Source organism: Coralloluteibacterium stylophorae (assembly GCF_018122625.2).
Taxonomy (GTDB): domain Bacteria; phylum Pseudomonadota; class Gammaproteobacteria; order Xanthomonadales; family Xanthomonadaceae; genus Coralloluteibacterium; species Coralloluteibacterium stylophorae.
Genome location: NZ_JAGQFT020000003.1, coordinates 184,749 through 207,509 on the forward strand (window position 1 = coordinate 184,749; position 22,761 = coordinate 207,509).

Here is a 22,761-nt window from a genome sequence, read left to right on the forward strand (position 1 = left end):
TTCCCTGTTCCCTGTTCCCTGTTCCCTGTTCCCTGTTCCCTGTTCCCTGTTCCCTGTTCCCTGTTCCCTGTTCCCGCCCCACCCCCTCAATCCACGTACAGCGAACTCACCGACTCCCCGTACGCGATGCGGCGGATGGTCTCGGCCAGGAGTTCGGCGACGCTCAGCTGACGGATGCGGCCGCAGGCGCGGGCGGCTTCGGAGAGGGGGATGGTGTCGGTGACCACCAGCTCGTCGAGCTGCGAGCCCTCGATGTTCTTCACCGCCGGGCCGGAGAGCACGGCGTGGGTGCAGTAGGCCACGACCTTGCGCGCGCCCTGCTCCTTGAGCGCCGCCGCGGCCGCGCAGAGCGTGCCGGCGGTGTCGACGATGTCGTCGACCAGCACGCAGCACTTGCCGGCGACGTCGCCGATGATGTTCATCACCGTGGCGACGTTGGCGCGCGGGCGGCGCTTGTCGATGATCGCCAGGTCCGCATCGTCCAGGCGCTTGGCCAGCGCGCGGGCGCGGACCACGCCGCCGACGTCGGGCGAGACCACGATGATGTTGTCGGTGCCCTGGGCGTGCCAGATGTCGGCCAGCAGCAGCGGCGAGGCGTAGACGTTGTCGACCGGAAGGTCGAAGAAGCCCTGGATCTGGTCGGCATGCAGGTCGACGGTGAGCACGCGGTCGGTGCCGACCGCGCCGAACATCTTGGCCGCGACCTTGGCGGTGATGGCCACCCGCGAGGAGCGCGGACGGCGGTCCTGGCGGGCGTAGCCGAAGTAGGGCACCACCGCGGTGACGCTGGCGACCGAGGCGCGCTTGAGCGCGTCGATCAGCACCAGCAGTTCCATGAAGTTCTCGGCGGTCGGCGCGCAGGTCGGCTGGATCACGTAGACCTCCTGCCGGCGGACGCTCTCCTCGATCTCGACCTGGACCTCGCCGTCGGAGAAGCGGCTGACCACCGCCTTGCCGGGGCGCACGCCCAGTTCGCGGCAGACCGCGTGCGCCAGGGGGCGGTTCGCGTTGCCGGTGAAGACCAGAAGATTGCTGTCGATCGCCATGTGCCTTGGGGTCCGCTAGAGCCTGAAGGAGAACCTGGATCACCGAAACTGGCTGGGGCGGCAGGATTCGAACCTGCGAATGCCGGGATCAAAACCCGGTGCCTTACCACTTGGCGACGCCCCAGCGATGAAGCGGCAAGAAGCCAGAAGCAAACGCTCAGGTGCCCTCGGGGTGCCGGATCGCTTGCGTCTCGCCTCTCGCCTCCAGGCCCGTGTGCATCGCCAGGCGGCGATGCAGCGGAGAACCCTCGGCCGCGCGCGTGACCACGGTGCGCAGCGTGCCGGCGAGGGCGCGCTGTGCCGCGGTCGCGGCGGCCTCCGTGTCGAACTCGACGAAGCAGCCCGCGCCGGTCCCGGTCAGGCGCGCCGTCCCGAAGCGCGACAGCGCGGTCAGGGCGGCATCCACGGCCGGTTCGCGGCGACGCAGCACCGGCTCGAACGCATTGTCGAGGACGGTGCCGGACACGAAGTCGGATAGTGTCGCCGGGGGGGCGTTACGGGTCAATTCGGGATCCGCGAACAGCGCCGCGGTCGGCGCGCCGACCCCGGGATCGGCGACCAGGTACCAGCGCGGCGCCAGCGCCACCTGCACCAGGCGCTCGCCGACGCCCTCGGCCCAGGCGTCCCCGCCGCGCACGAACGCCGGCACGTCGGCGCCCAGGCGCAGTCCGAGCGCGGCCAGCCGCTCGATGCCGAGCCGCGTGCCCCAGAGCCGGTCGAGCACGACGAGGACGGTGGCCGCATCCGACGAGCCGCCGCCGAAGCCGCCGCCGGCGGGAATGCGCTTGTCGACGGCGACGTCGGCACCGAGGACGCATCCGCTCTCGGCCTGCAGCAGGCGCGCGGCGCGCACCACGAGGTCGTCCTCGGCGGCGAGCCCGGGCAGGCCGGCGTGGCGCTCGATGCGGCCGTCGTCGCGCACGCGCAGGTGAACGCGGTCGCCCCACTCCAGGATGCGGAACACCGTCTGCAGCAGGTGGTAGCCGTCGCCGCGGCGGCCGACGATGCGCAGGAACAGGTTGAGCTTGGCCGGGGCCGGCCAGGCGCTCCAGCCGTCGGCGGGCGGGAACGTCGGCATCAGGGCGTGGGCGTGGCGGCGTCCCAGCGCTCGATCGCGAGCCGCACGCGCGCATCGTCGCGTTCGGCGAATACCCGCAGCGGCCGCGCCGGGGTGGCCGCGTCCCACTCGCGGTAGTCCACGGTCCAGCCGCCCTCGTGCAGCGTGGCGGGCCGTCCCTGCGGGCCGAACTCGATGCGCGCGTCCGCGCCGGCGCGCGCGCCGCGGACCCAGGCGCCGAGCGCGTCGAACGGGATCAGCCAGCCGGTCGCCTCGTACAGCAGCACCTGCGGATCGCGGCCGTAGCGGGTGCCGCCGTCGAGGCCCTCGAGCCGCACCTCGCCGCCCTCGCGGATGAGGCTCCAGCTGCGCCGGGTCACCGGCGCCGCCAGGCGGATGGCCACGTCGTCGCCGTGCTGGCGCCACTCGATCCGGCCGCTGCCGCCGTCGTCGCCGGCGCTGACCGCGATGCGGCCGACGAAGCTCCAGTCCGGCTGCGCCGCCAGCGCCGCCTCGCGCGCGCTTTGCGCCGCCAGGAGCGCGGCATCGGCCGGGCGGGTGTCGATCTGCCTGGGCGCGGTGGCGCAGGCGGCCAGGCCCAGCAGCAGGGCCGCAGTGGCCAGGCGGAACGGCGGCCTCATGGCAGGTGCGTCTCCATCGCGCGCTGCAGCGCGCGGTTGTCGGGATCGATCGCCATGCCCTTCTCCCACACCAGGCGCGCGGCGTCGTGATCGCCCAGCGCCCACAGCACCTGGCCGAGGTGCGCGGCGATCTCGGCGTCGGGCTGCAGCTCGAAGGCCCGCCGCAGGTGGGTCACCGCCTCTTCGTTGCGGCCCATGCGGTGCAGGACCCAGCCGAGGCTGTCGATGATCGCCGGCTGCCCGGGCCTGAGGGCGTCGGCACGGCGGATGTAGCGCAGGGCCTCGCGGTAGCGTTCGGTGCGGTCGGCGAGGGTGTAGCCGAGCGCGTTGAGCACGTCGGCGTTGTCCGGGTCGAGGGCGAGGATCCGGCGGAAGTCGGACTCGGCCAGGTCGATGCGGTCGGCGCGCTCGTAGGCCAGGGCGCGCGCGTAGAGCAGCTCGGGATCGTCCTCGAACACCGCCAGCGCACGCCCGTAGACCGCGATGGCCTCGGTGCCGAGGCCGCGCTCCGCCAGCAGTTCGGCCTCCAGCAGCCAGGCGGCGCGGCGCAGCTCGCCGTCCAGGTCCTCGTCCTCCTGCAGCGCGTGCAGGACGCCGCGCGCCTCGTCGAGGCGGTCCATGTCCTCCAGCACCACCGCCGAGCGCAGCTGCGCCTGGCCGCGTTCGGGACCGCCGGGCATGCCCTGGTACCAGGTCAGCGCCTCGTTCGGCAGGTCCAGCACCTCGGCGAGCTGCCCGAGCAGCAGGCGCCGCTCCGGATCCATGGCCGCGCCGGCGGCGCTGTCGGCCTTGATCTCGTGGTAGAGCTCGACCAGGCCGACGTCGTCCTGCGCGCGGGCCAGCAGGCTGGCGCGCGCGGCGTAGCTGGCGTCGTCCTGCGCGCCGCGGGCGAGCGTGGCGGCGGCGGCGCGGCCGTCGCCGAGCGCGTCGTACTCGCCGGCCGCCGCCAGGCGCAGCGCCGGGTCGTCGGCGGCCCCAGCCAGGGCGCGCTCGATCGCCTCGCGCGCCCGCTCCGGATCGCCCTGCATGCGGAAGCGGCCGGCCTGCAGCAGCCAGGCGCGCGGCTCGTCGGGGAAGTGCGCGATCGCGCCCTCCACGATGCGCCCGGCGAGGTCGGCGCGGCCGAGCTGCTGGGCCAGGCCGCCGAACGCCAGCCAGGCCTGGAAGTCGTCGTCCGGCAGCGCGTCGCGGTCGACGATGTCGGCCAGCAGCGCGGCGACCTGCTCGCGGTCCTGGTGCCCGGCCAGGGTGCCCAGCACGCGCCGCCAGCCGTCCTCGCCCGGCTGCGCCATGAGCTTCAGCAGGTCCTCGCGCGAGGCATCGAGGTCGCCCCCGCGCAGCGCCAGCGCCGCGGCCGCGGCCAGCACGCCCGGAGCGTCGGGGGCCAGCGTGCGCCAGCGCGCCAGGGCGGCGCGGGCGTTCGGCTCGTCCTGGGCCAGCAGCGCGATCCGCGTCGCACGCTCCGCCAGGCCGGCGTCCTCGACCGCCTTGGCGGCGTCGATGTAGTAGGCGGCGGCGCCGCCGAGATCGCCCTCCTGCAGCGCGAACTCGCCGGCCAGCGCCGCCTCCAGCGCCGCCGGGGGCAATCCCGCGGCGTCGAGGGGCGGCAGCTCCGGCACGGTCTGCGCCCGGGCGGCGGCGACGGCGAGGAGCGCCGACAGCAGGGCGCACAGGAGGGGGCGTGGGGACATGGAGGGCGACGCGTGCGGTGTGGCGGTACAATTCCGCGGTTTCCCGCCAGCTTATCGCAAGCCGCCTCCATGCCGTTGCTCGCCCTCGGGCTCAACCACCAGACCGCGCCGGTGGCGCTGCGCGAGCGCGTGGCCGTCGCCGACGCCGACCTCGGCCGCGCGCTGGCCGCGCTGCGGGCGATGCCCGGCGTCGAGGAAGCCGCGGTGCTGTCGACCTGCAACCGCACCGAGATCTATGCGCGGGTGGCGGACGTCGCCGACGACACCGTCGGCCGCTGGCTGGCCGAGCACCATGGCGTCGACGCGCACCGGCTCGAGCCCTACCTCTATCGCCACCACGATGCCGCCGCGGTACGCCACCTGTTCCGGGTCGCGACCGGGCTGGATTCGCTGGTGCTGGGCGAGCCGCAGATCCTGGGCCAGGTGAAGCAGGCCTGGGCCGCCGCGCGCGATGCGCACGCGCTCAAGACCCCGCTCGACCGCCTGTTCCAGCAGTGCTTCACCGTGTCCAAGCGGGTGCGGACCGACACCCGCATCGGCGCGCACCCGGTGTCGGTGGCCTATGCCGCGGTGCGCCTGGCGCAGCAGGTGTTCGCGCGCCTGGACCAGGCGACGGTGCTGCTGGTCGGCGCCGGCGACACCATCGAACTCGCCGCCCGGCACCTGGTCGATGCCCGGGTCAGGCGCCTGCTGGTCGCCAACCGCACCCTCGAGCACGCGCAGACTCTCGCCCAGCGCTTCGGCGGCTATGCGCTGCCGCTGGCGGATCTCGACCGCCACCTGGCCGAGGCGGACATCGTCATTTCCGCCACCGCCAGCCGCGATCCGGTGCTCACCTCGGCCCAGGTCGGGCAGGCGCTGGCGGCCCGCCGGCGGCGGCCGATGTTCCTGCTCGACCTCGCCGTCCCGCGCGACATCGAGACCGGCGTCGCCGCACTCGACGACGTCTACCTGTACACGGTCGACGACCTCGACCGGGTCATCGAGGACAACCGCCGCTCGCGGCGCGAGGCCGCCGACCAGGCCGAAGCCATCATCGAGCTGCAGGTCGGCCACTACATGGCGTGGTGGCAGGCGCGCGACCGCAACGACGCGCTCAAGCGCCTGCGCGCGCAGGGCGAGGCGCAGCGCGTCGAGGCGCTGGCCGTCGCCCGCGATCGCATGGCCCAGGGCCAGGACCCGCAGGCGGTGATGGAATGGCTGGCCCACCGCCTGACCTCCCGCCTGCTGCACGCGCCGAGCGCGGCGCTGCGCGATGCCGCGCTGCGCGGCGACACCGACCTGCTGCGCGCGGCCGAGCGCCTCTACGACCTGGACGACAAGGACGACGATGACGCCCGGCCTGCTGCGTAAGCTCGAGGCCCTGGGCGAACGCCGCGAGGAAGTCGGTCGCCTGCTGGCCGAGCCGGAGGTCATGGCCGACGCCGCGCGCTTCCGCGAGCTCGCGCGCGAATACGCCCAGCTCGAACCGCTGGCCGAGGCGATGGCCGCGCGCGCGCGCGCGCTGCACGATCTCGCCGAGGCCGAGGCCATGCGCGCGGATCCGGAGCTGCGCGACCTGGCCGAGGAGGAGATCCCGGCGGCGCAGGCGCGCATCGCCGCGCTCGAGGACGAACTCGGCCGCCTGCTGGTCCCGGCCGACCCGCGCGACGAGGCCAACCTGTTCCTGGAGATCCGCGCCGGCACCGGCGGCGACGAGGCGGCACTGTTCGCCGGCGACCTGTTCCGCATGTACGCGCGCTACGCCGAGGCGCGGCGCTGGAACGTCGAGATCCTGTCGGAGAGCCCGGGCGAGCACGGCGGCTACAAGGAGATCGTCGCCCGCATCGAGGGCCGCGGCGCCTATTCGCGGCTGAAGTTCGAGTCCGGCACGCACCGCGTGCAGCGGGTGCCGGCGACCGAGTCGCAGGGCCGCATCCACACGTCGGCGGCGACGGTGGCGATCCTGCCGGAGCTCGACGAGGTCGACGAGATCGAGCTCAACCCGGCCGACCTGCGCACCGACACCTTCCGCGCCTCGGGCGCCGGCGGCCAGCACGTCAACAAGACCGACTCGGCGATCCGCATCACCCACATCCCGACCGGCATCGTGGTCGAGTGCCAGGACGAGCGCAGCCAGCACAAGAACCGCGCCCGCGCGCTCGGCCTGCTCAAGGCGCGCCTGCTCGACGAGGAACGCGCCAGGCAGAACGCCGTGCAGGCCGAGTCGCGGCGCCTGCAGGTCGGCTCCGGCGACCGCAGCCAGCGCATCCGCACCTACAACTTCCCCCAGGGCCGCATCACCGACCACCGCGTCGAGGGCCTGACGCTCTACAAGCTGCCCGAGATCGTCCAGGGCGACCTCGACGAGCTGGTGGAGCGGCTGACCCGCGAGCACCAGGCGGACGAACTGCGCCTGCTGACGGAGGCCGGGTGATCCCGCACGCGGAGCCGCGCGCATGAGCGCGCAGGAGCCGCGCCGCCGCTTCGAGCGCCTCGTCGCCGCCACCCGGGCGCAGCCGGGCGATCCCGCCGCCTGGCGCGAACTCGCGCTGTTCTACCTCGCGCTCGGCCAGGCCGACGACGCCCTGCCCCTGCTCGAACGCGCCCTGGCCTGCGGCGAGGACCTGCCGGCGCGGCTGCATCTTTCGCACCTGCGCCTGCAGCGCGGCGAGGTCGCATCCGCGCGCGCGGCGGCGCACGCGGCGACCGCGCTGGCGCCGGCCAGCCCGGACGCCTGGTTCCTGCTGGCCGAGGCGGCGCTGGCCGCGGGCGACGCCGGCGAGGCCACCGCCGCCTACCTCCGCTGCACGGCGCTGGCGCCGCGCCACGCGCAGGCCTGGCACAACCTCGGCCTGGCCCGCGACGCCGCCGGCGACAAGCCCGGCGCGCTGGCCGCGTTCGAGCACGCGCACGCGCTGGCGCCGGCCCAGGCGGCGAGCCTGGCGCAGGCGCTGTGGGTCAGGCGCGAGCTGTGCGACTGGCGCGGCCTCGAGGCGATGGCGCGCGCGCTGCAGGAGGCGGTCGACGCCGGTGCGGAAGGCGTCACGCCCTTCTCCTTCCTCGCCGAGACGGACGACCCGCGGCGCCAGCGCCGCTGCGCCACGACCTGGGCGCGCGGGATCGAGGCGGCCGTCGCGCCGCTGCGCGCGCGGCTGCCGCCGCCTGCGCCTCCGCGACCGGCCGATGGCGAAGGTCCGCTGCGCATCGGCCTGGTGTCCTCCGGCTTCAACGACCACCCGACCGCACTGCTGGTGGTCGACCTGGTCGAGCGTCTGCGCGGCACCGGCATCGAGGTCCATGGCTTCGCCACGCGGGCGGACGACGGGCGCCCGCTGCGGCGGCGACTGGCAGCCGCCTGCCATGCCTTCGCGGACGTGTCCGGACTGGCACCCACGGCCATGGCCGCGCGCCTGCGCGATGCGCGCCTGGACGCCTGCTTCGACCTGCGCGGCTACGGCGACGGCGCGGTGAGCGAAGTCTTCGCCCTGCGCGTGGCGCCGGTGCAGGTGAACTGGCTGGCGTATCCGGGGACCTCCGGCGCCGGCTTCATCGACGTGCTGCTCGCCGACCGCACCACCGTCGATGCCGGCAACCGCGACGGCTTCAGCGAGCCCGTCGTGCGCCTGCCGCACTGCTTCCAGCCCTCCGATACCAGCCGCGCGGTGGGCACGCCGCCGCCGCGCGCCGCGCTGGGCCTGCCGGAGCGCGCGGTGGTGCTGGCGAGCTTCAACAATCCCTACAAGATCACGCCCGCCGTCTTCGCCTGCTGGATGCGCGTGCTCGCCGTCGCGCCGGACACGGTGCTGTGGCTGCTCGCCGGCAAGCACGCGCGCACCGACGCCAACCTGCGCGCGGCGGCGCAGGCCGCCGGGATCGATCCGGCCCGGCTGGTGTTCGCGCACCGGCGCCCGCATCCGGAGTACCTGGCGCTCTACCGCCACGCCGACCTGTTCCTCGACACCTGGCCCTACGGCGCGCACACCACCGCCAGCGACGCGCTGTGGGCCGGCTGCCCGCTGCTGACCCTGCCCGGCCGGTCGTTCGCCTCGCGCGTCGGCGCCTCGCTGCTGGCGACGCTGGGCCTCGACGCGGCGCTGGTCGCCCGCGATGCGGACGACTATGTCGCGCGCGCGACGGCGCTGGCCGGCGACGCCGCCGCACGCGCCGCGCTGCGCGACCGGCTCGCGCAGGCGCGGGCCGCGACGCCGCTGTTCGACATGGCCGCCTTCGCGCGGGACTTCGCAGCCGCGGTACGCGGCATGGTCGCGCGCAGCCGCGCCGGGCTGGCGCAGACCGACCTCGACCTGCCACCCTCCTCGCCGCCTCCGCCAGGAACCATCGCATGAGCGCCGAACGCGACTTCATCCCGCTCGCCCTGTGCGTGCTCACCGTCTCCGACACACGCAGCGCCGACAACGACAGTTCGGGCGACTATCTGGTCGAGGCGGCGACCGGCGCCGGCCACCGCATCGTCGAGCGCGCCCTGCTGCCGGACGACCGCTACCGCCTGCGCGCGACGGTCTCGGCATGGATCGCCGACGAGCGCGTCGACGGCATCCTGGTCACCGGCGGCACCGGCTTCACCGGCCGCGACTCAACGCCCGAGGCGCTGATGCCGCTCCTGGACAAGGTCATGGACGGCTTCGGCGAGCTGTTCCGCGCCGTGAGCTTCGAGGAGATCGGCACCAGTTCGCTGCAGTCGCGCGCCTTCGCCGGCCTCGCCAACGGAACCTTCGTGTTCTGCGTGCCGGGCTCGACCTCGGCCTGCCGCACCGCCTGGGAGAAGCTGATCTCCGCGCAGCTGGACGCCCGCACGCGCCCCTGCAACCTCGCCACGCTGCGTCCACGCCTGCGCGAATGACACTTCGGCGGAGACTCCTTCCCATCCTTCCACCGACGCGCGCCGCTGGGCGCGCGGCCGCCTTCGAGGACCACCCGCCTTGATGCCCGACGTTCCGACCACGACGCTCCTGATCGCGCTCGCGGTCACCACCGCCGCCGGCCTCGCCACCAGCTTCGGTGGCCTCCTGGTGTTCGCCTCGAAGACGCCGAATCCGCGCCTGCTGTCCTTCGGCCTGGCCTTCGCCGGCGGCGCCATGGTGTACGTGTCGCTGACCGAGATCTTCGGCAAGTCGGTGCTGGCCTTCGGCCAGGCCTTCGGCGACCGCCTCGGCTTCACCTACGGCACCCTCGCCTTCCTCGCCGGCGTGCTGCTGATCGTGGCCATCGACCACCTGATCCCGAACCCGCACGAGCGGCTCGAGGCGGACGATCCCTACTTCCGCGAGCACAACCGGGAATACCTCAAGCGCGTGGGGCTGCTGACCGCGGTGGCGATCACCGCGCACAACTTCCCGGAAGGTCTCGCCACCTTCTTCGCCATGCTGGAGAGCCCGAGCGTGGGCCTGCCGCTGGCCTTCGCGATCGCGATCCACAACGTGCCCGAAGGCATCGCCATCGCCATCCCGGTCTACTACGCGACCAACAACAAGGCCTATGCCATGGTGGCGTGCATGCTGTCGGGCCTGGCCGAGCCGGTCGGCGCGGCGCTGGGCTACCTGGTGCTCTCGCCGGTGCTGTCGCAGGCGGTGTTCGGCGGCGTGTTCGGGGTGATCGCGGGAGTGATGGTGTTCCTGGCGCTGGACGAACTGCTGCCCACCGCCAAGCGCTACGGCAAGGGCCACGAGACGGTCTACGGCCTGGTCACCGGGATGGGCGCGCTGGCGATCAGCCTGGTGCTGTTCAAGTGGTGAGCGGCGCGCGCCGCGGCCGCCTTCAGTAGGTCTGGAAGCCGCCGCCGGCGGCGACGTCGAGCTCGACGTCCTCGCGCCGCACCGCGTCGACCCGCGCCTGCGTCGGGCCCTGCCACAGCCAGCGCTCGAGCGCGGCCAGCGCCGCCGCCTCGCCGATCGCCAGCACCTCGACGCGGCCATCCTCGAGGTTGCGCGCATAGCCGCGCAGCTCGAGGCGCTCGGCCTCGTCGCGCGTGCTGGCGCGGAAGAACACGCCCTGCACGTAGCCGGAGACGAAGAAGCGCGCGGCGTTCATGTACCGGCCTCGCTGGCGGCCGCGGCGATCTCGGCCTCCAGGTCCGCACCGGTGACCGGGCCCAGGAAGCTGCGCACGATCGCGCCGTCGGGGCCCACCAGGTGGGTCATCGGCAGCCCGCGCGGCGCCTCCAGGCCCGGCGGCGGCGGCGCGTAGACGTCGACGATGGCGATCGGATAGCCGACCGGGTGCTCCTGCAGGAAGCCGCGCATGTCGTCGGCCGCGATCTCCTCGTAGGCCAGGCCGAGCACGCGCACGTCCTCGCGCGCGCTGGCGAAGGCGTCCAGGTCCGGCATCTCCTTCAGGCAGGGCGCGCACCAGGTCGCCCAGTAGTTCAGCACCACCCACCGCCCACGCTCGGAGGCGAGGTCGAAGCGGCCGTGGTCGAGCGTCTCCACCGACAGCGCCAGCGGTGCCGGGGCCGGCACGTCGCCGGCGGGCGCCGGCGCGACGGCCGCCGACTCCGGTGCGGAGGCCGCGGGCGGCGTCTCGTCGCCGCAGGCCGCAAGCGCCAGCGCGGCGAGGAGGAAGGGCGCGATGCGCTCAGCTCGGGACATGTGGCGATGGATCCTCGTGATCGGGGAGCATGCTGGCCACGCTGCGGCGCAACTGGTCGCGCAACGGCAGGCGCAGCTGGTCGAGGGCACCCGCGGCGGCGCGGCCGAGGGCGTCGCTGCGGCACGGCAGGCGCGCCTCGGCGACGGGGATGCGCAGGTTGCCGGCCTCGTAGAGCTCGCCGAGGGTCAGCGCCTCGAGGTCGCGGGCGAGCAGCCATTCGCCGTGCTCGCTGCGCGAGACGACCCCGATCGCGACCAGCTCGCCGAGCATGCGCTGGAGCATGTCGTCGGTGAGGCAGGGCTCGAGCAGGTGCAGCATGTCGGTGTGCAGGCCACGTCCGCGCCGGCGCGCCTGCTGCAGGCGGCCGAGCAGGCGCAGCATGCCGAACAGCTCGTAGCCGGCCGGCAGCCGCATCGAGGCCGGCTGGTAGCGGAACGCCGACAGCGCGGCGGCGAAGGTGGCGCCCAGCAGCACCACCAGCCAGCTCAGGTAGAGCCAGAACAGGAAGATCGGCAGCACCGCCAGGGCGCCGTAGATCTGCTGGTAGGTGGCGTTGCGCAGGTACAGCGCGAAACCCCACTTCGCCGCCTCGAACAGCAGCGTCGCCAGCGCCCCGCCGGCCAGCGCATGGCGCTTGGCCACGGTGCGGTTGGGGATGACGATGTAGGCGAGCGAGAAGGCGACCAGTTCCACGCCCCAGGGCACCGCACGCAGGAACCAGTCGGCCAGCCCCTGCTCGCCGGTGGCCAGGCCGAACACGTAGGAGGTCGCCGCCAGCACCGCCACCGCCATCAGCGCGCCCAGGGTCAGCACCGTCCAGTAGACGAGGAAGCGCATCACCGCCGGACGCGCGGTGCGCACCCGCCAGATCTGGTTGAAGGTCGACTCGATGCTGGCCATGGTCCACAGCGCGATGACCAGCAGGGTGATCACGCCGAGCATGGTCAGCCGGCTGGCGGCCTCGGCGAACTCCAGCAGGTAGTTCTCCACCGCCCGCGCCGAACCGGGCACGAAGTTCTCGAACACGAAGTGCATCAGCGAGTCGCTGAGTTCGTCGAACACGGGGAACGCCGACAGGATGCCGAACACCGCGGTGGCCAGCGGCACCAGCGCGAACACCGTCGTGTAGGACAGCGCGCCGGCGACGTCGAGGCAGCGGTCGTCGCGGAAGTGCCGCCACAGGAACACCAGGAAGGCCTGCGCACGCTCGCGTTCGATGCGCCCGGCCCAGTCCTTCGCGATCTCGATCACCCGCATGGCGGCGAAGATACCCGAACGGCGGCGTCGAGCCGTGTCGAGGCGGCCGGTGCCTGCCGTACGTGCGTATCGTCCGGTAGGCTGTCCCGCCCTTTCCGCCGGCCCCTGCCATGAGCGAGATCCTCGTCGTCTACTACAGCCGCACCGGCGCCGTGGCGCGCCTGGCGCGGCTGGTCGCGCGCGGCGTGGAGGAGGTCGAGGGCATGCGCGCGCGCCTGCGCAGCGTGCCGCCGGTGGCCCCGGTGACGGAGACGGCGCGGCCACCGGTGCCCGAGGACGGCGCGCCCTACGTCGAGCATCGCGACGTCGAGGAATGCGCCGGCCTGATCCTCGGCAGCCCCACGCGCTTCGGCAACATGGCCGCGCCGCTGAAGCACTTCATCGACGGCCTCGGCACGCAGTGGGCCTCCGGCACCCTGGTCGGCAGGCCCGCCGCGGCCTTCACCTCCACCGCCTCGATGCACGGCGGCCAGGAGGCGACCCTGCTGAGCATGCTGCTGCCGCTGCTGCACCACGGGATGCTGGTGGTGGGCCTGCCCTACGCCGAACCCGACCTCAACCGCACCCGTTCCGGCGGCACGCCCTACGGCGCCAGCCACGTCGCCGGGCCGGACGACGACCCCGCCCCGACCGAGGAGGAGCAGCGCCTGGCGCGCGCGCTCGGGCGCCGCGTGGCCGAGGTCGCGCGGAGGCTCGGCGCGTGAGCGCGCAGCGGCTCGCCCTCGCCTGCATCCTCGCGCTCGCCGTGCTGCAGCCGGTCTGGCACGCCTGGCTTTCGCCGCCGCGCACGGCCGATCCGGTGCTGGCCGCGCTGCTGTTCTCGCTGCCGATCCTGCCGGCGCTGGCGCTGGGAGTGGTCGGCCACCGGCGCACGGCGTTCTGGGGCGCGGTCGCCGCGCTGCTCTACTTCTGCCACGGCATCACCGAGGCATGGGGCGGCCCGGAAGCCCGCGTGCTGGCGGCGGTCGAGATCGCGCTGTCGGTGCTCCTGATCGTCGCGGCGAGCTGGGACGGCATGCGCGCGCGCTTCGCGAAGCGGCGCGACAGGGCCTGAGACGCCGCGGGATCCGCGCCGGCACTGCGCCGGCATTCGCTAGAATGCGCGCCCGCTTGCCAACGACCCGGAAACCCGAGATGGAAGAGCTGTGCGTCGTCACCACCGGCGGCACCATCGACAAGATCTACTTCGACGACAAGTCGGACTACCAGGTCGGCGAGCCGCAGATCGGCCGCATCCTGCAGGAGCTGGGCGTGGCATTCCCGTTCCGGGTGCTGCCGCTGGTGCGCAAGGACAGCCTGCACATCACCGCCGGTGACCGCGAGACGATCCGCGCGGCGGTCGCCGCCGACACCGCGCGCCACGTGCTGATCACCCACGGCACCGACACCATGGTCGACACCGCCAAGGTGCTGGCCTCGATCCCGGACAAGACGATGGTGCTGACCGGCGCGCTGAACCCGGCGCGCTTCCGCGGCTCGGATGCCGAGTTCAACATCGGCTGCGCGGTCGGCGCGGTGCAGAGCCTGCCGCCCGGGGTCTACATCGCCATGAACGGCCGCATCTGGAAACCCGAGCAGGTGCGCAAGAACGTCGCCGCCAACCGCTTCGAGGCGGTGGATTGAGGCGGATGCGACGGGGGCGCGCCGCGGCGCGCCCCCGCCATCACCGACGCGCGATGCGTCAGTAGTTCGCGACCAGGCTCACCCCCGAATAGGTGCTGTAGCCGCGCAGGGTGACGTACCAGGTGCCCGAACCGGGCGACGAGAACGTGCAGGTCTCGTTGTTGCCGGTGCGGTAGGGACGGCAGTCGTAGGCCGAGGTCGTCGGCGCGCTGCCGCGACGCACATACAGGTCGGCGTCGCCGGAACCACCTGAAGCCGCGATGCTCAGGCTGCTGGTCCCCGCCGGCACCTGCACGGTCCAGGTGCGGGTGCTGCCCGACGCCCCGGAGATGCCGGTCACCGGCACGCCGTCCTGCAGCACGTCGCCACCGCCGCCGCTGCTCGCGGTGTAGGAGCCGGTCAGGCTCACCCCGGAGAACGAGGAGTAGCCGCGCACCAGCACGTGGTAGGTGCCCGCCTGCGCGGTGGCGATGGTGCAGGTCTCGTTGTTGCCGCTCTGGTAGGGCCGGCAGTCGTAGCTGGAGGTGGTCGGCGCCGAACCGAACCGCACGTAGAGGTCGGCGTCGCCGCTGCCGCCGGACTGCACGAACTTCAGCCCGCTGGCCCCGGCCGGGACGGTCATGGTGAAGCGCAGCTCGGTGCCGGCACTGCCGGACAGGCCGGTCACCGGCGTGCCGTTGGCGAGCGTGCCGCCCACCGGCGGCTCCGGATCCCCGCCGCCGCCGCCCGAGGCCGCCAGCACCGCGGCGTGGGCGTCGACGATGCCGGCGCCGCAGCCGCCCGAGCACGAGCCCGGCAGCGGCTTGGCGGTGCTCTTGAGGATGCTTTCGACCTGCGCCGGAGTGAGCGGCGTCGGCGCCACCGCCTGCATCAGCGCGACCACGCCGGCCACGTGCGGCGCCGCCATCGAGGTGCCGTTGTAGGACGCGTAGCTGGCGCTGCCCGGGGTGGTGCTGCCGGTGTTGAGGGTCGACAGGATGCCCTGGCCGGGCGCGGACACGTCGATGCCGGCGCCGTAGTTCGAGAAGCTGGCCCGCGAGCCGGTCGAGGTGGTCGCGGCCACGGCGACGACGTTGCCGCAGTTGGCCGGCACCGCCGAGGACACGTTGGTGTTGCTGTTGCCGGCGGCGACCACGACCGTGGTGCCGCGACCCACCGCGCCGTTGATCGCGGTCTGGTAGCTCGACGAGCAGCTGCCGCCGCCGCCGAGACTCATGTTGATGACCTCGGCCGGGTTCGGGTTCGACGGCACGCCGGAGACGCTGCCGCCCGATGCCCAGGTAATGGCGTCGACGATGTCCGAGGTATAGCCGCCGCACTTGCCGAGCACGCGCGCCGGCACCACCTTGGCGCCGTAGGCCACGCCCGCCACGCCGTTGCCGTTGTTGGTGACGGCGGCGACGGTGCCGGCGACGTGGGTGCCGTGCCAGCTGGACGATGCGGCGGGATAGCCGGCCCCGCACTCGTTGGCGCCGTACCAGTCGCCCTCGTCCGCTGCGTTGGAATCGCGACCGTTGCCGTCGCGTGCGGTGGCGGAGTCGCTGATGAAGTCGTAGCCGCCGATGATGTTGGCGTTGAGGTCGCCGTGACTGGTGATGCCGGTGTCGATCACCGCGACCACGGTGCCGCTGCCGTTGGTGATGTCCCAGGCCGGCGGCATGCTGATGCCGGCGGCGTTGTCGAAGTAGCCCCACTGTTCCGAGTAGCGGCTGTCGTTCGGGGTCAGCAGCGGGACCATGATCTGGTCGACCTCGACGTACTCGACCCCCGGCACCTCGGCCAGCTCGCGCATCAGCGCCTCGGCACCGGCGCGGTCCAGGCGCCGATCGACGCGGACGAGATCGGCGCCGACCGACAGCCGGCGCATGTGGTCGAGGCGGAGTCCGGCGCGCGAGGCCAGCAGCGGCGCGGCCCGCTCGGCGGCGCCGCGGAGCGTCGCGGCGACTCGATCCGGTGCGGCCGCCTCGGCCGTGCCGTCGCTGAACTTGACGATGAAGCGGTCGTAGCGGCCCTGCTCGGTCAGGGCGGTGAGGTCGACGTCCGCTGCCTGCGCGGCGGAGTAGGCGAAAGCGGACGACACCGCGGCGGCCAGGAGGCCGGCGCGAACTGCGGAATGGATGGACATCACGGAGGGTTCCCTCGGATTGGGTGGCGTTTCGCCCTGCTTCCGGCCGCGCGCTGCGGGCCGGGTTGCGGCGGTCGCGGTACTGCCCCCTGTCCACGCCGTACCGGGCGTGGTCGCCACCGTCTGCGGGTGGCCTGGATCGATCCTGCGGAAAAGATGACAGGTGAAACCTCGACCTCGATCACAGTTCATCTGCAATTAAGGCATGAGATTTTTCTGAAAAATGAGGACGGGTCGCGCTCGCGACGCGCGTCCGGCGGCGCCGGCCTTCGCGCCCCCTTCAGAGCATGCCGGTCTCGAGCCGGGCCGCCTCGGACATCATCATCTGGTTCCATGGCGGGTCGAACACCAGCTCGACGTCGGCCTCGACGATGGTGGGCACCAGCTCGAGCTTGCTGCGCACGTCGTCGACCAGGATGTCGCCCATCCCGCAGCCCGGCGCGGTCAGGGTCATGCGCACGTCGACGCGGCGCTGGCCATCGCCGGCCGGCATCAGCTCGCACTCGTAGATCAGCCCGAGGTCGACGATGTTCACCGGGATCTCGGGGTCGAAGCAGGTGCGCAGCTGCGTCCACACCAGGCGCTCGACGTCGTCGTCGGTGGCTTCCGGGGGCAGCTCCGGCGGAAGCGTCGGCTCCTTGCCGATGGCGTCGGCGTCGACGCCCGCCACCCGCACCAGGTTGCCCTCGACGAACACGGTGAAGCTTCCGCCCAGCGCCTGGGTCACGTAGCCGACGGTGCCGGCCGGCATGGTCACGCGGTCGCCCTGCGGGACCAGCACGACCTCGCAGTCGCGCTCGAACTTCACCGGTTCACTGGTGCGGGAATAGCTCACGGAAGATGTCCGCCTTCGGGAAATGCCGCTATGGTACGGCGCCCCACCAACGTGGTGCCGGCGCGTGCCTGCGACAAGCCCCTGGACCTGGATCCTCGCCTGCTTCGGACTGGTCGCCGGCGCGCTCGGCGTGGCTGCCCTGTGGACGGTGCTGGCGCTGGCGCTCGGCGGCATGTCGGGCTGGATGGCGCTCGTCGCTGCCGTCGACGCCGCGATCCTGCTGCGCCTGGCCGGCGTGCGCGGCCACGGTGCGCGGGCGTGGGCGGCGGTCGCCGGCACCGCCGCCACGCTGCTGCTGGCGAACTGGTTCATCGTCGCGGTCGACCTCGGCCGGGCCCTGGGCCTGCGCCCCCTCGAAGCCGTCAGCCGCCTCGGTGCCGACACTGCATGGGTCTTCGCCGTGCACGGCAACGGCGCGCTGGACTGGCTGTGGATGGGCCTGTCGCTGCCCCTCGCGGCATGGCTGGCGCGCTGAAGCCGGAGCGCCGGCGGCTCAGTGGCCGCCGTCCAGCGCCTTGACCTCGGCCACCAGTTGCGCGGCCATGTCGGCGCCGTCGCCGTACAGCATGCGCGCGTTGTCGGCGTAGAACAGCGCGTTCTCGATGCCGGCGAAGCCGGTGCCGCGGCCGCGCTTGATCACCACCACGTTGCGCGCGGCCGCCACGTCCAGGACCGGCATGCCGTAGATCGGCGAGGCGGGATCGGTCTTGGCCACCGGATTGACCACGTCGTTCGCGCCGATCACCAGGGCGACGTCGGTGGCGGGGAACTCGGGGTTGATCTCGTCCATGTCGGCGATGAGGTCGTAGGGCACGCCCGCCTCGGCGAGCAGCACGTTCATGTGCCCCGGCATGCGCCCGGCGACCGGATGGATCGCGAAGCGCACCTTGACCCCGCGCTCGATCAGCTTCTGCGAGAGCTCCCAGATCTTGTGCTGCGCCTGGGCGACCGCGAGTCCATAGCCGGGCACGATCACCACCCGCTCGGCGAAGGCCATCATCGCGGCGACGTCGCCGGCCTCGATCGGCTTCTGCGCACCCTCGATCGCCTGCGCCTGGCCGCTCGCGCCGAAGCTGGCGAACAGCACCTTCGACACCTTGCGGTTCATCGCCTTTGCCATCAGCCGCGTCAGCAGCAGGCCGGCCGCCCCGACCATGGTCCCGGCGATGATCAGCGCCTCGTTCTGCAGCACGTAGCCCTCGAAGGCGACGGCGAGGCCGGTCAGCGCGTTGTAGAGCGAGATCACGACCGGCATGTCGGCGCCGCCGATCGGCAGCGTCGCCAGCACGCCGAGCGCCAGCGCGATCAGGAAGAAGGCGACCACCATCCATACCGCCGGCGCCGTCCCGATGCCGAACGCGAAGCCGTAACCCGCGAACAGCAGCGCGATCGCCACCGCCACCAGCAGCAGGACGACGTTGACGAGGTTGTGCCCGGGCAGCGCGAGGCGTCGCTCGAGGCGCCCGTCCAGCTTGGCCCAGGCCACCACCGAACCCGACAGCGCGATGGCGCCGATCAGGCCGCCCAGCAGGGCGAGGTCGACCTGCGGATGCGGGATCTGCAGCAGCGTCATGCCGCCGACGCTGGCGGGGTCCGCCACCGGCGCGAGCATGCGCAGCAGCTCGACCGCGCCGATCGCCGCCGCCGCGCCACCGCCCATGCCGTTGTAGAGCGCGACCATCTGCGGCATGTCGGTGATCGCGACCTTCCTGCCCGACACCCAGGCCAGCGTGGCGCCCAGCAGCAGGGCGACGAGGATCAGGCCGAGGTTGTGCAGGCCGGGCAGGAGGAAGGTGGCCACCACCGCCAGCAGCATGCCGACGCCGGCCCAGTGGATGCCGCTGCGCGCGGTGCGCGGCGAGGCCATGCGCTGCAGGCCGAGCAGGAACAGGGTCGCCGCGACGAAGTAGCTGGCCTTGACCAGGAACGCGAGCGCCGCGCTCATGCGTCGCGCTCCGGCTTCTTCGAGGTGCGGAACATCTCCAGCATGCGCTCGGTGACGACGTAGCCGCCGGCGGCGTTGCCGGCGCCCAGCGCCACTGCGAAGAAGCCGATCGCCTTCTCCAGCGTGGTGTCGGCGTGGCCGAGCACGATCATCGCGCCGACCAGGACGATGCCGTGGATGAAGTTCGAGCCCGACATCAGCGGCGTATGCAGGATCACCGGCACGCGCGAGATGATCACGTGTCCGGCGATCGCCGCGAGCATGAAGATGTAGAGCGCCACGAATCCATCGATCATCGCTTGCCTCCCCGTTCGGCTGCGGCGCGGTGCCGCGTGAGTCGGTGTCGTCAGCCGCGCTGCTGGCCCTGATGCGAGAAGGCGGTGCGGGCGATCAGTTCGTCGTCGAAGTCTGCCCTCAGCGCGCCCTCGCCGAGCATCAGCGCGAGGAAGTTCCAGACGTTGCGCGCATACATCTCGCTGGCGTGCAGGGCGCCGGAGCTGGCGAGGCCCAGCGGGCCGATGACGCTGACACCGCCGATCTCCACGGTCTCGCCGGGCCGCGTGGCCTCGCAGTTGCCGCCGGTCTCGGCGGCGAGGTCGACGATCAGGCTGCCGGGCCTCATGCCCTCGACCATCGCGCGGCTGACGATCCGCGGCGCCGGCCGCCCGGGTACCGCGGCGGTACAGATCACCGCGTCGACGCCCTTCAGGTGCTCGGCCAGCCGCCGCTGCTGCTCGGCGCGCTCCTCGGCGCTCAACTCGCGCGCGTAGCCGCCCTCGCCCGCCGCGCTGACGCCGAGGTCGAGGAACCTGGCGCCCAGCGACTCGATCTGCTCGCGCGTCTCGGGGCGTACGTCGAAGCCCTCCACCTGCGCGCCCAGGCGCCGTGCGGTGGCGATCGCCTGCAGGCCGGCGACGCCGGCGCCGATCACCAGCACCTTCGAGGGGCGGATCGTGCCGGCGGCGGTGGTCAGCATCGGGAAGAAGCGCGGCGCGCGCTCGGCGGCGATCAGCGCCGCCTTGTAGCCGGCCATGCCGGCCTGCGAGCTGAGCACATCCATCGCCTGCGCCCGCGTCGTGCGCGGCAGGCGCTCCAGCGGGAAGGCGGTGAGCGAACGCGACACATACAGCGCCGCGCGCTCCGGATCCGCGTGCGGCGCAAGCAGGCCGATGACGATCGCGCCGGGCTTCAGGCGCTGCAGGACGCCCGCCGCGGGCGGCTGCACGCACAACACCACGTCGGCCGTGGCCGCGGCATCGGCCAGCGCCGCGTCGTCGACGATGACGGCTTCGACATAGGCGGCATCGGGAAGGAAGGCGCGCGCGCCGGCATCCTGCTGCAGCCCGACCCGGGCACCGGCAGCGCTCATCTTCCTGCACGTCTCCGGCGTCGCGGCGACCCGCCGCTCGCCGGCAGCGGTTTCCCGCAGCACCAGGATCTCGACCGCCATGCGTCCCCTCCCAGAGATGGCGGAGCGATGCTAGCACGCACCTCCGCGCGCCGATCCAGGGCCGGGAAACGCTCCGCCGCGGCGGAGCGCGGAAGGATCAGTCGGTGCCGTCTGCGGGTGCGCGCCCGACCGCGGCGCCGAGCTTGCCCAGGACCTGGTGCATCGCCTGCTCGAAGGCGGAGTCGCCCTCGCGGATCACCAGCGAGCCGTCGTGCAGCTGCGCCGCCAGTTCCTCCAGCGAGGCCACGCACACGCGCAGGCCGCGCCGGTTGACGAACAGGCGCTTGCTGGAGATCGGGCTGATCCAGGACAGCTTGGCCGGCTTCATCTCGCCGTCGGCGTCGCGCAGCTCGATCCAGGTGCCGACCTTCAGCGCGCGCAGCCGCTCCATCTCCTCCGGATGGCTTTCCGCGGACGGAGCCGGCTCCTCCTCGGCGACCGGGGGCGTGTCGACCAGCGGCATCGGCACCACGAGCGCCTCGACCGCCGGCTGCGCCGTGGTGCCGGAAAGTTCCGCCGCGATCGCATCGGCCTGCGCCGCTGCCGCCACGGCGTCGCCGCCGGCGGTGGACAGCATGGTGCCGATGGCGGCCTGCAGCACTTCGCGCGCCTGTTCTCGCGCCGCCGGAGCCGCCGGCCAGTTCGCCGCCAGCGTCAGCACCTGGTCGCCCAGCGCCAGCGCCTCGCGATAGGCGGAGGCGCCGATGCCGCCGCGCAGGATGATCATGGTCAGGTGGTGCAGCCAGGCGTTGCCCAGCAGCAGGCGCACCGAGGTCGGCGGGTCGCGCCCGTCGAGCGCGGCATCGAGGTCGCCGAGCGCGCGGGCACGGGCGCGGTCGAGGCGCTCGCGCCCCTGCTGCGCCTCGGCGGCGCGCTTCTCGGCCAGGCTGACGCGGCGGCGGTAGCGTTCGACGAACTCGTTGAAGTCCTGCTCGACCGCCTCGAAGATCGCGATGTCCTCGTTGAACTCGTGGGTCAGCCGGTCCACCGCGTGCTCGACGTGGTCGAGCAGCTCGCGGTCGCGGTCGGGCTCGCCGCCGAGCACCGCCAGCGCCTCCGACAGCGAGTTCAGCAGCCGCCGCGCGGGATGCGTCTTGCGCAGGAACATGCGGCGGTCGAGCAGGGCGACCTTGACGTAGGGCACCAGCAGGCGCCCGAGCAAGGGACGCGCGCCGGTCGGCAGGTCGCGCTCGTCGAGCAGGACGTCGAACAGCATGCCGACCAGGTCGATCGCGTCCTCGTCGGTCGGATCGACCCGCGTCTCGCTCGGGTTGAGGCCGAGGCGCTCGGCGTTCTTGAGCAGTTCGTTCTTGAGCAGGCCGGTGACCGACTGCTCGGGATCCTCGATCGCCGCCTGCACGTTGAGCGGCGGATGCGCCTGCAGCAGCGACAGGATCGACAGCATCTCGCGCGAACTCAGCGCGCGCGCGGCGCCGCCGCCGATGGTGGTCGCGGCACCGCCGCCCGCCGCCGGCGCCTCCGGGTCCGCCGCGGCGCCCGCCGGGCCGGCGCCCGTGGCGCGCTGCTCGCGATACGCCTGGAGGAGCTCGGACACGGCTTCGTACAGCAGTTCGTCCTGGGCGTCGCTGCGCCCGCCGGCCTCGGGGGTCGCCTCGCCTGCCGCCGCCGGACGCGGCCCGCGGCGCTGGGTCTCGCGCAGCGCGTCGCGCACGTTGGCCACGACCTCGGCGGCGGTCGAGCCCCGCTGCACCGGCTCGTTGGGCCGCGCCGGCACCGCCGGATCCGGCAGGGTCGGCAGCACGCCGGCCTCGGTGAGGCGCTGGTTGAGGTCCAGGCACAGCGCGTCGATGCGGCCGCCGAGCGCGCGCTCGTACAGCTTGAACAGCACCAGCTTGACCGGGATGCCGATCTCCAGCCCGCGCAGGGCGACGCTCAGGCCGGCGGCGACATAGGGCGCGCCGGCGGGATTCTGGGCGGGATCGATCTCGCCCACGCCGGCGGCGACGCCGATGCGCCTGTCCAGCGCCTGCAGGCTGCGGCCGAGCCGGCGCTGCAGGGTCTGCGCGAGCATGTCGACCGCGAGCTGTTCCTCGAGATCGTCCTCCGCCACCAGGCGCAGCTCGCCCTGGCCCGCGGTCTGCCCGTCGGCCAGGCGCGGTGCCGCCCGCGGCTCGCCGCGCTCGAGCGCGGTGAAGCCGGCGCGGAAGTGGTCGCCGTAGGCGCCCAGCACGTGCTCGCGCTTCAGGCGCAGCTCGCGCATCGCGTCGAAGTACTGCTGGTGGCGGCCGTGGCCGCCGGCGTTGCCGGCCTGCAGGAAGTCGAACAGGGTGTCGTCGACCTGGCCCAGCGCCTCGCCCAGCAGCGCGACCAGCCGCGACTGCGCGATCTCGGCGACCTGGTTCAGGGCCGCACGCACCACCGGACCGCCGGCACGGCGGCCGGCGAAATCCACCACGTTCTCGTTGCGCGGTGCGTGTTCCATAGGAGGATGAGCCAGAAGCGGTCTGGGGGGAGACGCGCGTGTAGGACAAGATAGCCGGCT

The 22,761-nt window shown here is 73.3% G+C and carries 22 protein-coding genes and 1 tRNA gene; 9 read left to right on the forward strand and 14 right to left on the reverse strand.

Annotation, left to right across the window (positions count from 1 at the left end; all coding sequences use genetic code 11):
* Positions 1-86: 86 nt before the first annotated feature.
* From KB893_RS05650 to KB893_RS05670, 5 genes are all read right to left on the reverse strand, one after another.
* The gene (locus KB893_RS05650; RefSeq protein WP_211927830.1) at positions 87-1,046 is read right to left on the reverse strand and encodes a ribose-phosphate diphosphokinase; all 960 of its coding nucleotides are present in this window, start codon (positions 1,044-1,046) and stop codon (positions 87-89) included.
* Positions 1,047-1,095: 49 nt separating this feature from the next.
* Positions 1,096-1,170 (reverse strand) — tRNA-Gln (locus KB893_RS05655).
* A gap of 33 nt (positions 1,171-1,203) precedes the next feature.
* The gene (ispE, locus tag KB893_RS05660) at positions 1,204-2,124 is read right to left on the reverse strand and encodes a 4-(cytidine 5'-diphospho)-2-C-methyl-D-erythritol kinase (RefSeq protein WP_213173537.1); all 921 of its coding nucleotides are present in this window, start codon (positions 2,122-2,124) and stop codon (positions 1,204-1,206) included.
* Positions 2,124-2,744, reverse strand: a complete 621-nt coding sequence (gene lolB, locus KB893_RS05665) for a lipoprotein insertase outer membrane protein LolB (RefSeq protein ID WP_213173538.1) — start codon at positions 2,742-2,744, stop codon at positions 2,124-2,126. Before lolB ends, ispE begins: the two co-directional genes overlap by 1 nt.
* Positions 2,741-4,435 carry a tetratricopeptide repeat protein gene (locus tag KB893_RS05670; protein ID WP_211927469.1) on the reverse strand — a complete coding sequence of 565 codons (1,695 nt, stop codon included), beginning with the start codon at positions 4,433-4,435 and terminating at the stop codon, positions 2,741-2,743. The genes lolB and KB893_RS05670 overlap by 4 nt, the downstream gene beginning before the upstream one ends.
* A 69-nt stretch (positions 4,436-4,504) precedes the next feature.
* On the opposite strand from KB893_RS05670, the gene hemA reads away from it, so the two are divergent.
* From hemA to zupT, 5 genes are all read left to right on the forward strand, one after another.
* Positions 4,505-5,788, forward strand: coding sequence for a glutamyl-tRNA reductase (gene hemA / locus KB893_RS05675; protein ID WP_211927470.1), 1,284 nt, complete (start codon positions 4,505-4,507; stop codon positions 5,786-5,788).
* Positions 5,766-6,851 (forward strand): peptide chain release factor 1, encoded by a 1,086-nt coding sequence (prfA, locus tag KB893_RS05680; protein WP_211927471.1) that lies wholly within the window; start codon positions 5,766-5,768, stop codon positions 6,849-6,851. Before hemA ends, prfA begins: the two co-directional genes overlap by 23 nt.
* Positions 6,852-6,873: 22 nt before the next feature.
* Positions 6,874-8,763, forward strand: coding sequence for an O-linked N-acetylglucosamine transferase, SPINDLY family protein (locus tag KB893_RS05685; RefSeq protein WP_211927472.1), 1,890 nt, complete (start codon positions 6,874-6,876; stop codon positions 8,761-8,763).
* Positions 8,760-9,278, forward strand: a complete 519-nt coding sequence (gene moaB, locus KB893_RS05690) for a molybdenum cofactor biosynthesis protein B (RefSeq protein WP_211927473.1) — start codon at positions 8,760-8,762, stop codon at positions 9,276-9,278. The genes KB893_RS05685 and moaB overlap by 4 nt, the downstream gene beginning before the upstream one ends.
* An 82-nt stretch (positions 9,279-9,360) precedes the next feature.
* Positions 9,361-10,170 carry a zinc transporter ZupT gene (gene zupT / locus KB893_RS05695; RefSeq protein WP_213173539.1) on the forward strand — a complete coding sequence of 270 codons (810 nt, stop codon included), beginning with the start codon at positions 9,361-9,363 and terminating at the stop codon, positions 10,168-10,170.
* Positions 10,171-10,192: 22 nt separating this feature from the next.
* Here zupT and KB893_RS05700 read toward each other — a convergent pair whose 3' ends face one another.
* The 3 genes from KB893_RS05700 to KB893_RS05710 are packed head-to-tail and all read right to left on the reverse strand — an operon-like array spanning position 10,193 to position 12,280.
* Complete coding sequence (locus KB893_RS05700) at positions 10,193-10,465, reverse strand: acylphosphatase (protein WP_213173540.1); 273 nt, start codon at positions 10,463-10,465, stop codon at positions 10,193-10,195.
* The gene (locus KB893_RS05705) at positions 10,462-11,022 is read right to left on the reverse strand and encodes a TlpA disulfide reductase family protein (protein ID WP_213173541.1); all 561 of its coding nucleotides are present in this window, start codon (positions 11,020-11,022) and stop codon (positions 10,462-10,464) included. The genes KB893_RS05700 and KB893_RS05705 overlap by 4 nt, the downstream gene beginning before the upstream one ends.
* Positions 11,009-12,280 carry a YihY family inner membrane protein gene (locus KB893_RS05710; protein WP_213173542.1) on the reverse strand — a complete coding sequence of 424 codons (1,272 nt, stop codon included), beginning with the start codon at positions 12,278-12,280 and terminating at the stop codon, positions 11,009-11,011. Before KB893_RS05710 ends, KB893_RS05705 begins: the two co-directional genes overlap by 14 nt.
* Positions 12,281-12,390: 110 nt before the next feature.
* Here KB893_RS05710 and wrbA point away from each other — a divergent pair, with 110 nt between their 5' ends.
* The 3 genes from wrbA to KB893_RS05725 all read left to right on the forward strand — a co-directional run bounded on the left by wrbA (position 12,391) and on the right by KB893_RS05725 (position 13,903).
* A complete protein-coding gene (gene wrbA / locus KB893_RS05715; RefSeq protein WP_211927958.1) occupies positions 12,391-12,984 on the forward strand; it encodes an NAD(P)H:quinone oxidoreductase in 594 nt (197 codons plus the stop codon).
* Positions 12,981-13,334, forward strand: a complete 354-nt coding sequence (locus KB893_RS05720) for a DUF2069 domain-containing protein (RefSeq protein ID WP_211927957.1) — start codon at positions 12,981-12,983, stop codon at positions 13,332-13,334. Before wrbA ends, KB893_RS05720 begins: the two co-directional genes overlap by 4 nt.
* Before the next feature lie 80 nt (positions 13,335-13,414).
* Positions 13,415-13,903, forward strand: a complete 489-nt coding sequence (locus tag KB893_RS05725) for an asparaginase domain-containing protein (RefSeq protein WP_211927956.1) — start codon at positions 13,415-13,417, stop codon at positions 13,901-13,903.
* 58 nt (positions 13,904-13,961) lie between these two features.
* Here the strand turns inward: KB893_RS05725 and KB893_RS05730 are convergent, their stop codons facing one another.
* Both KB893_RS05730 and sufT read right to left on the reverse strand, forming a co-directional pair.
* Positions 13,962-16,028, reverse strand: a complete 2,067-nt coding sequence (locus tag KB893_RS05730) for a S8 family peptidase (RefSeq protein ID WP_246505441.1) — start codon at positions 16,026-16,028, stop codon at positions 13,962-13,964.
* 280 nt (positions 16,029-16,308) lie between these two features.
* Entirely contained in the window at positions 16,309-16,863 is a 555-nt protein-coding gene (gene sufT, locus KB893_RS05735) for a putative Fe-S cluster assembly protein SufT (protein WP_338026862.1), read from the reverse strand.
* A 64-nt stretch (positions 16,864-16,927) separates the two neighbouring features.
* On the opposite strand from sufT, the gene KB893_RS05740 reads away from it, so the two are divergent.
* Complete coding sequence (locus tag KB893_RS05740) at positions 16,928-17,338, forward strand: hypothetical protein (RefSeq protein WP_211925656.1); 411 nt, start codon at positions 16,928-16,930, stop codon at positions 17,336-17,338.
* 18 nt (positions 17,339-17,356) lie between these two features.
* On the opposite strand, the gene KB893_RS05745 is transcribed toward KB893_RS05740, so the two are convergent.
* The 4 genes from KB893_RS05745 to KB893_RS05760 all read right to left on the reverse strand — a co-directional run bounded on the left by KB893_RS05745 (position 17,357) and on the right by KB893_RS05760 (position 22,701).
* On the reverse strand, positions 17,357-18,808 hold the full coding sequence (locus KB893_RS05745; RefSeq protein ID WP_211925653.1) for an NAD(P)(+) transhydrogenase (Re/Si-specific) subunit beta: 1,452 nt from the start codon (positions 18,806-18,808) through the stop codon (positions 17,357-17,359).
* Positions 18,805-19,104, reverse strand: coding sequence for an NAD(P) transhydrogenase subunit alpha part 2 (locus KB893_RS05750; RefSeq protein WP_211925652.1), 300 nt, complete (start codon positions 19,102-19,104; stop codon positions 18,805-18,807). Before KB893_RS05750 ends, KB893_RS05745 begins: the two co-directional genes overlap by 4 nt.
* A gap of 50 nt (positions 19,105-19,154) precedes the next feature.
* A complete protein-coding gene (locus KB893_RS05755; RefSeq protein ID WP_211925651.1) occupies positions 19,155-20,258 on the reverse strand; it encodes an NAD(P) transhydrogenase subunit alpha in 1,104 nt (367 codons plus the stop codon).
* 97 nt (positions 20,259-20,355) lie between these two features.
* On the reverse strand, positions 20,356-22,701 hold the full coding sequence (locus KB893_RS05760) for a DUF1631 family protein (protein ID WP_211925650.1): 2,346 nt from the start codon (positions 22,699-22,701) through the stop codon (positions 20,356-20,358).
* Positions 22,702-22,761 lie beyond the last annotated feature (60 nt).

Coding starts and splice junctions, on each gene's coding strand:
- KB893_RS05670 (WP_211927469.1), bottom strand. CDS start 4,435: ATGTCCCCACGCCCCCTCCTGTGCGCCCTGCTGTCGGCGCTCCTCGCC.
- moaB (WP_211927473.1), top strand. CDS start 8,760: ATGAGCGCCGAACGCGACTTCATCCCGCTCGCCCTGTGCGTGCTCACC.
- KB893_RS05705 (WP_213173541.1), bottom strand. CDS start 11,022: ATGTCCCGAGCTGAGCGCATCGCGCCCTTCCTCCTCGCCGCGCTGGCG.
- ispE (WP_213173537.1), bottom strand. CDS start 2,124: ATGCCGACGTTCCCGCCCGCCGACGGCTGGAGCGCCTGGCCGGCCCCG.
- KB893_RS05755 (WP_211925651.1), bottom strand. CDS start 20,258: ATGGCGGTCGAGATCCTGGTGCTGCGGGAAACCGCTGCCGGCGAGCGG.
- KB893_RS05750 (WP_211925652.1), bottom strand. CDS start 19,104: ATGATCGATGGATTCGTGGCGCTCTACATCTTCATGCTCGCGGCGATC.
- wrbA (WP_211927958.1), top strand. CDS start 12,391: ATGAGCGAGATCCTCGTCGTCTACTACAGCCGCACCGGCGCCGTGGCG.
- KB893_RS05730 (WP_246505441.1), bottom strand. CDS start 16,028: ATGTCCATCCATTCCGCAGTTCGCGCCGGCCTCCTGGCCGCCGCGGTG.
- KB893_RS05725 (WP_211927956.1), top strand. CDS start 13,415: ATGGAAGAGCTGTGCGTCGTCACCACCGGCGGCACCATCGACAAGATC.
- prfA (WP_211927471.1), top strand. CDS start 5,766: ATGACGCCCGGCCTGCTGCGTAAGCTCGAGGCCCTGGGCGAACGCCGC.
- lolB (WP_213173538.1), bottom strand. CDS start 2,744: ATGAGGCCGCCGTTCCGCCTGGCCACTGCGGCCCTGCTGCTGGGCCTG.
- KB893_RS05685 (WP_211927472.1), top strand. CDS start 6,874: ATGAGCGCGCAGGAGCCGCGCCGCCGCTTCGAGCGCCTCGTCGCCGCC.
- zupT (WP_213173539.1), top strand. CDS start 9,361: ATGCCCGACGTTCCGACCACGACGCTCCTGATCGCGCTCGCGGTCACC.
- KB893_RS05710 (WP_213173542.1), bottom strand. CDS start 12,280: ATGCGGGTGATCGAGATCGCGAAGGACTGGGCCGGGCGCATCGAACGC.
- KB893_RS05700 (WP_213173540.1), bottom strand. CDS start 10,465: ATGAACGCCGCGCGCTTCTTCGTCTCCGGCTACGTGCAGGGCGTGTTC.
- KB893_RS05650 (WP_211927830.1), bottom strand. CDS start 1,046: ATGGCGATCGACAGCAATCTTCTGGTCTTCACCGGCAACGCGAACCGC.
- hemA (WP_211927470.1), top strand. CDS start 4,505: ATGCCGTTGCTCGCCCTCGGGCTCAACCACCAGACCGCGCCGGTGGCG.
- KB893_RS05745 (WP_211925653.1), bottom strand. CDS start 18,808: ATGAGCGCGGCGCTCGCGTTCCTGGTCAAGGCCAGCTACTTCGTCGCG.
- KB893_RS05760 (WP_211925650.1), bottom strand. CDS start 22,701: ATGGAACACGCACCGCGCAACGAGAACGTGGTGGATTTCGCCGGCCGC.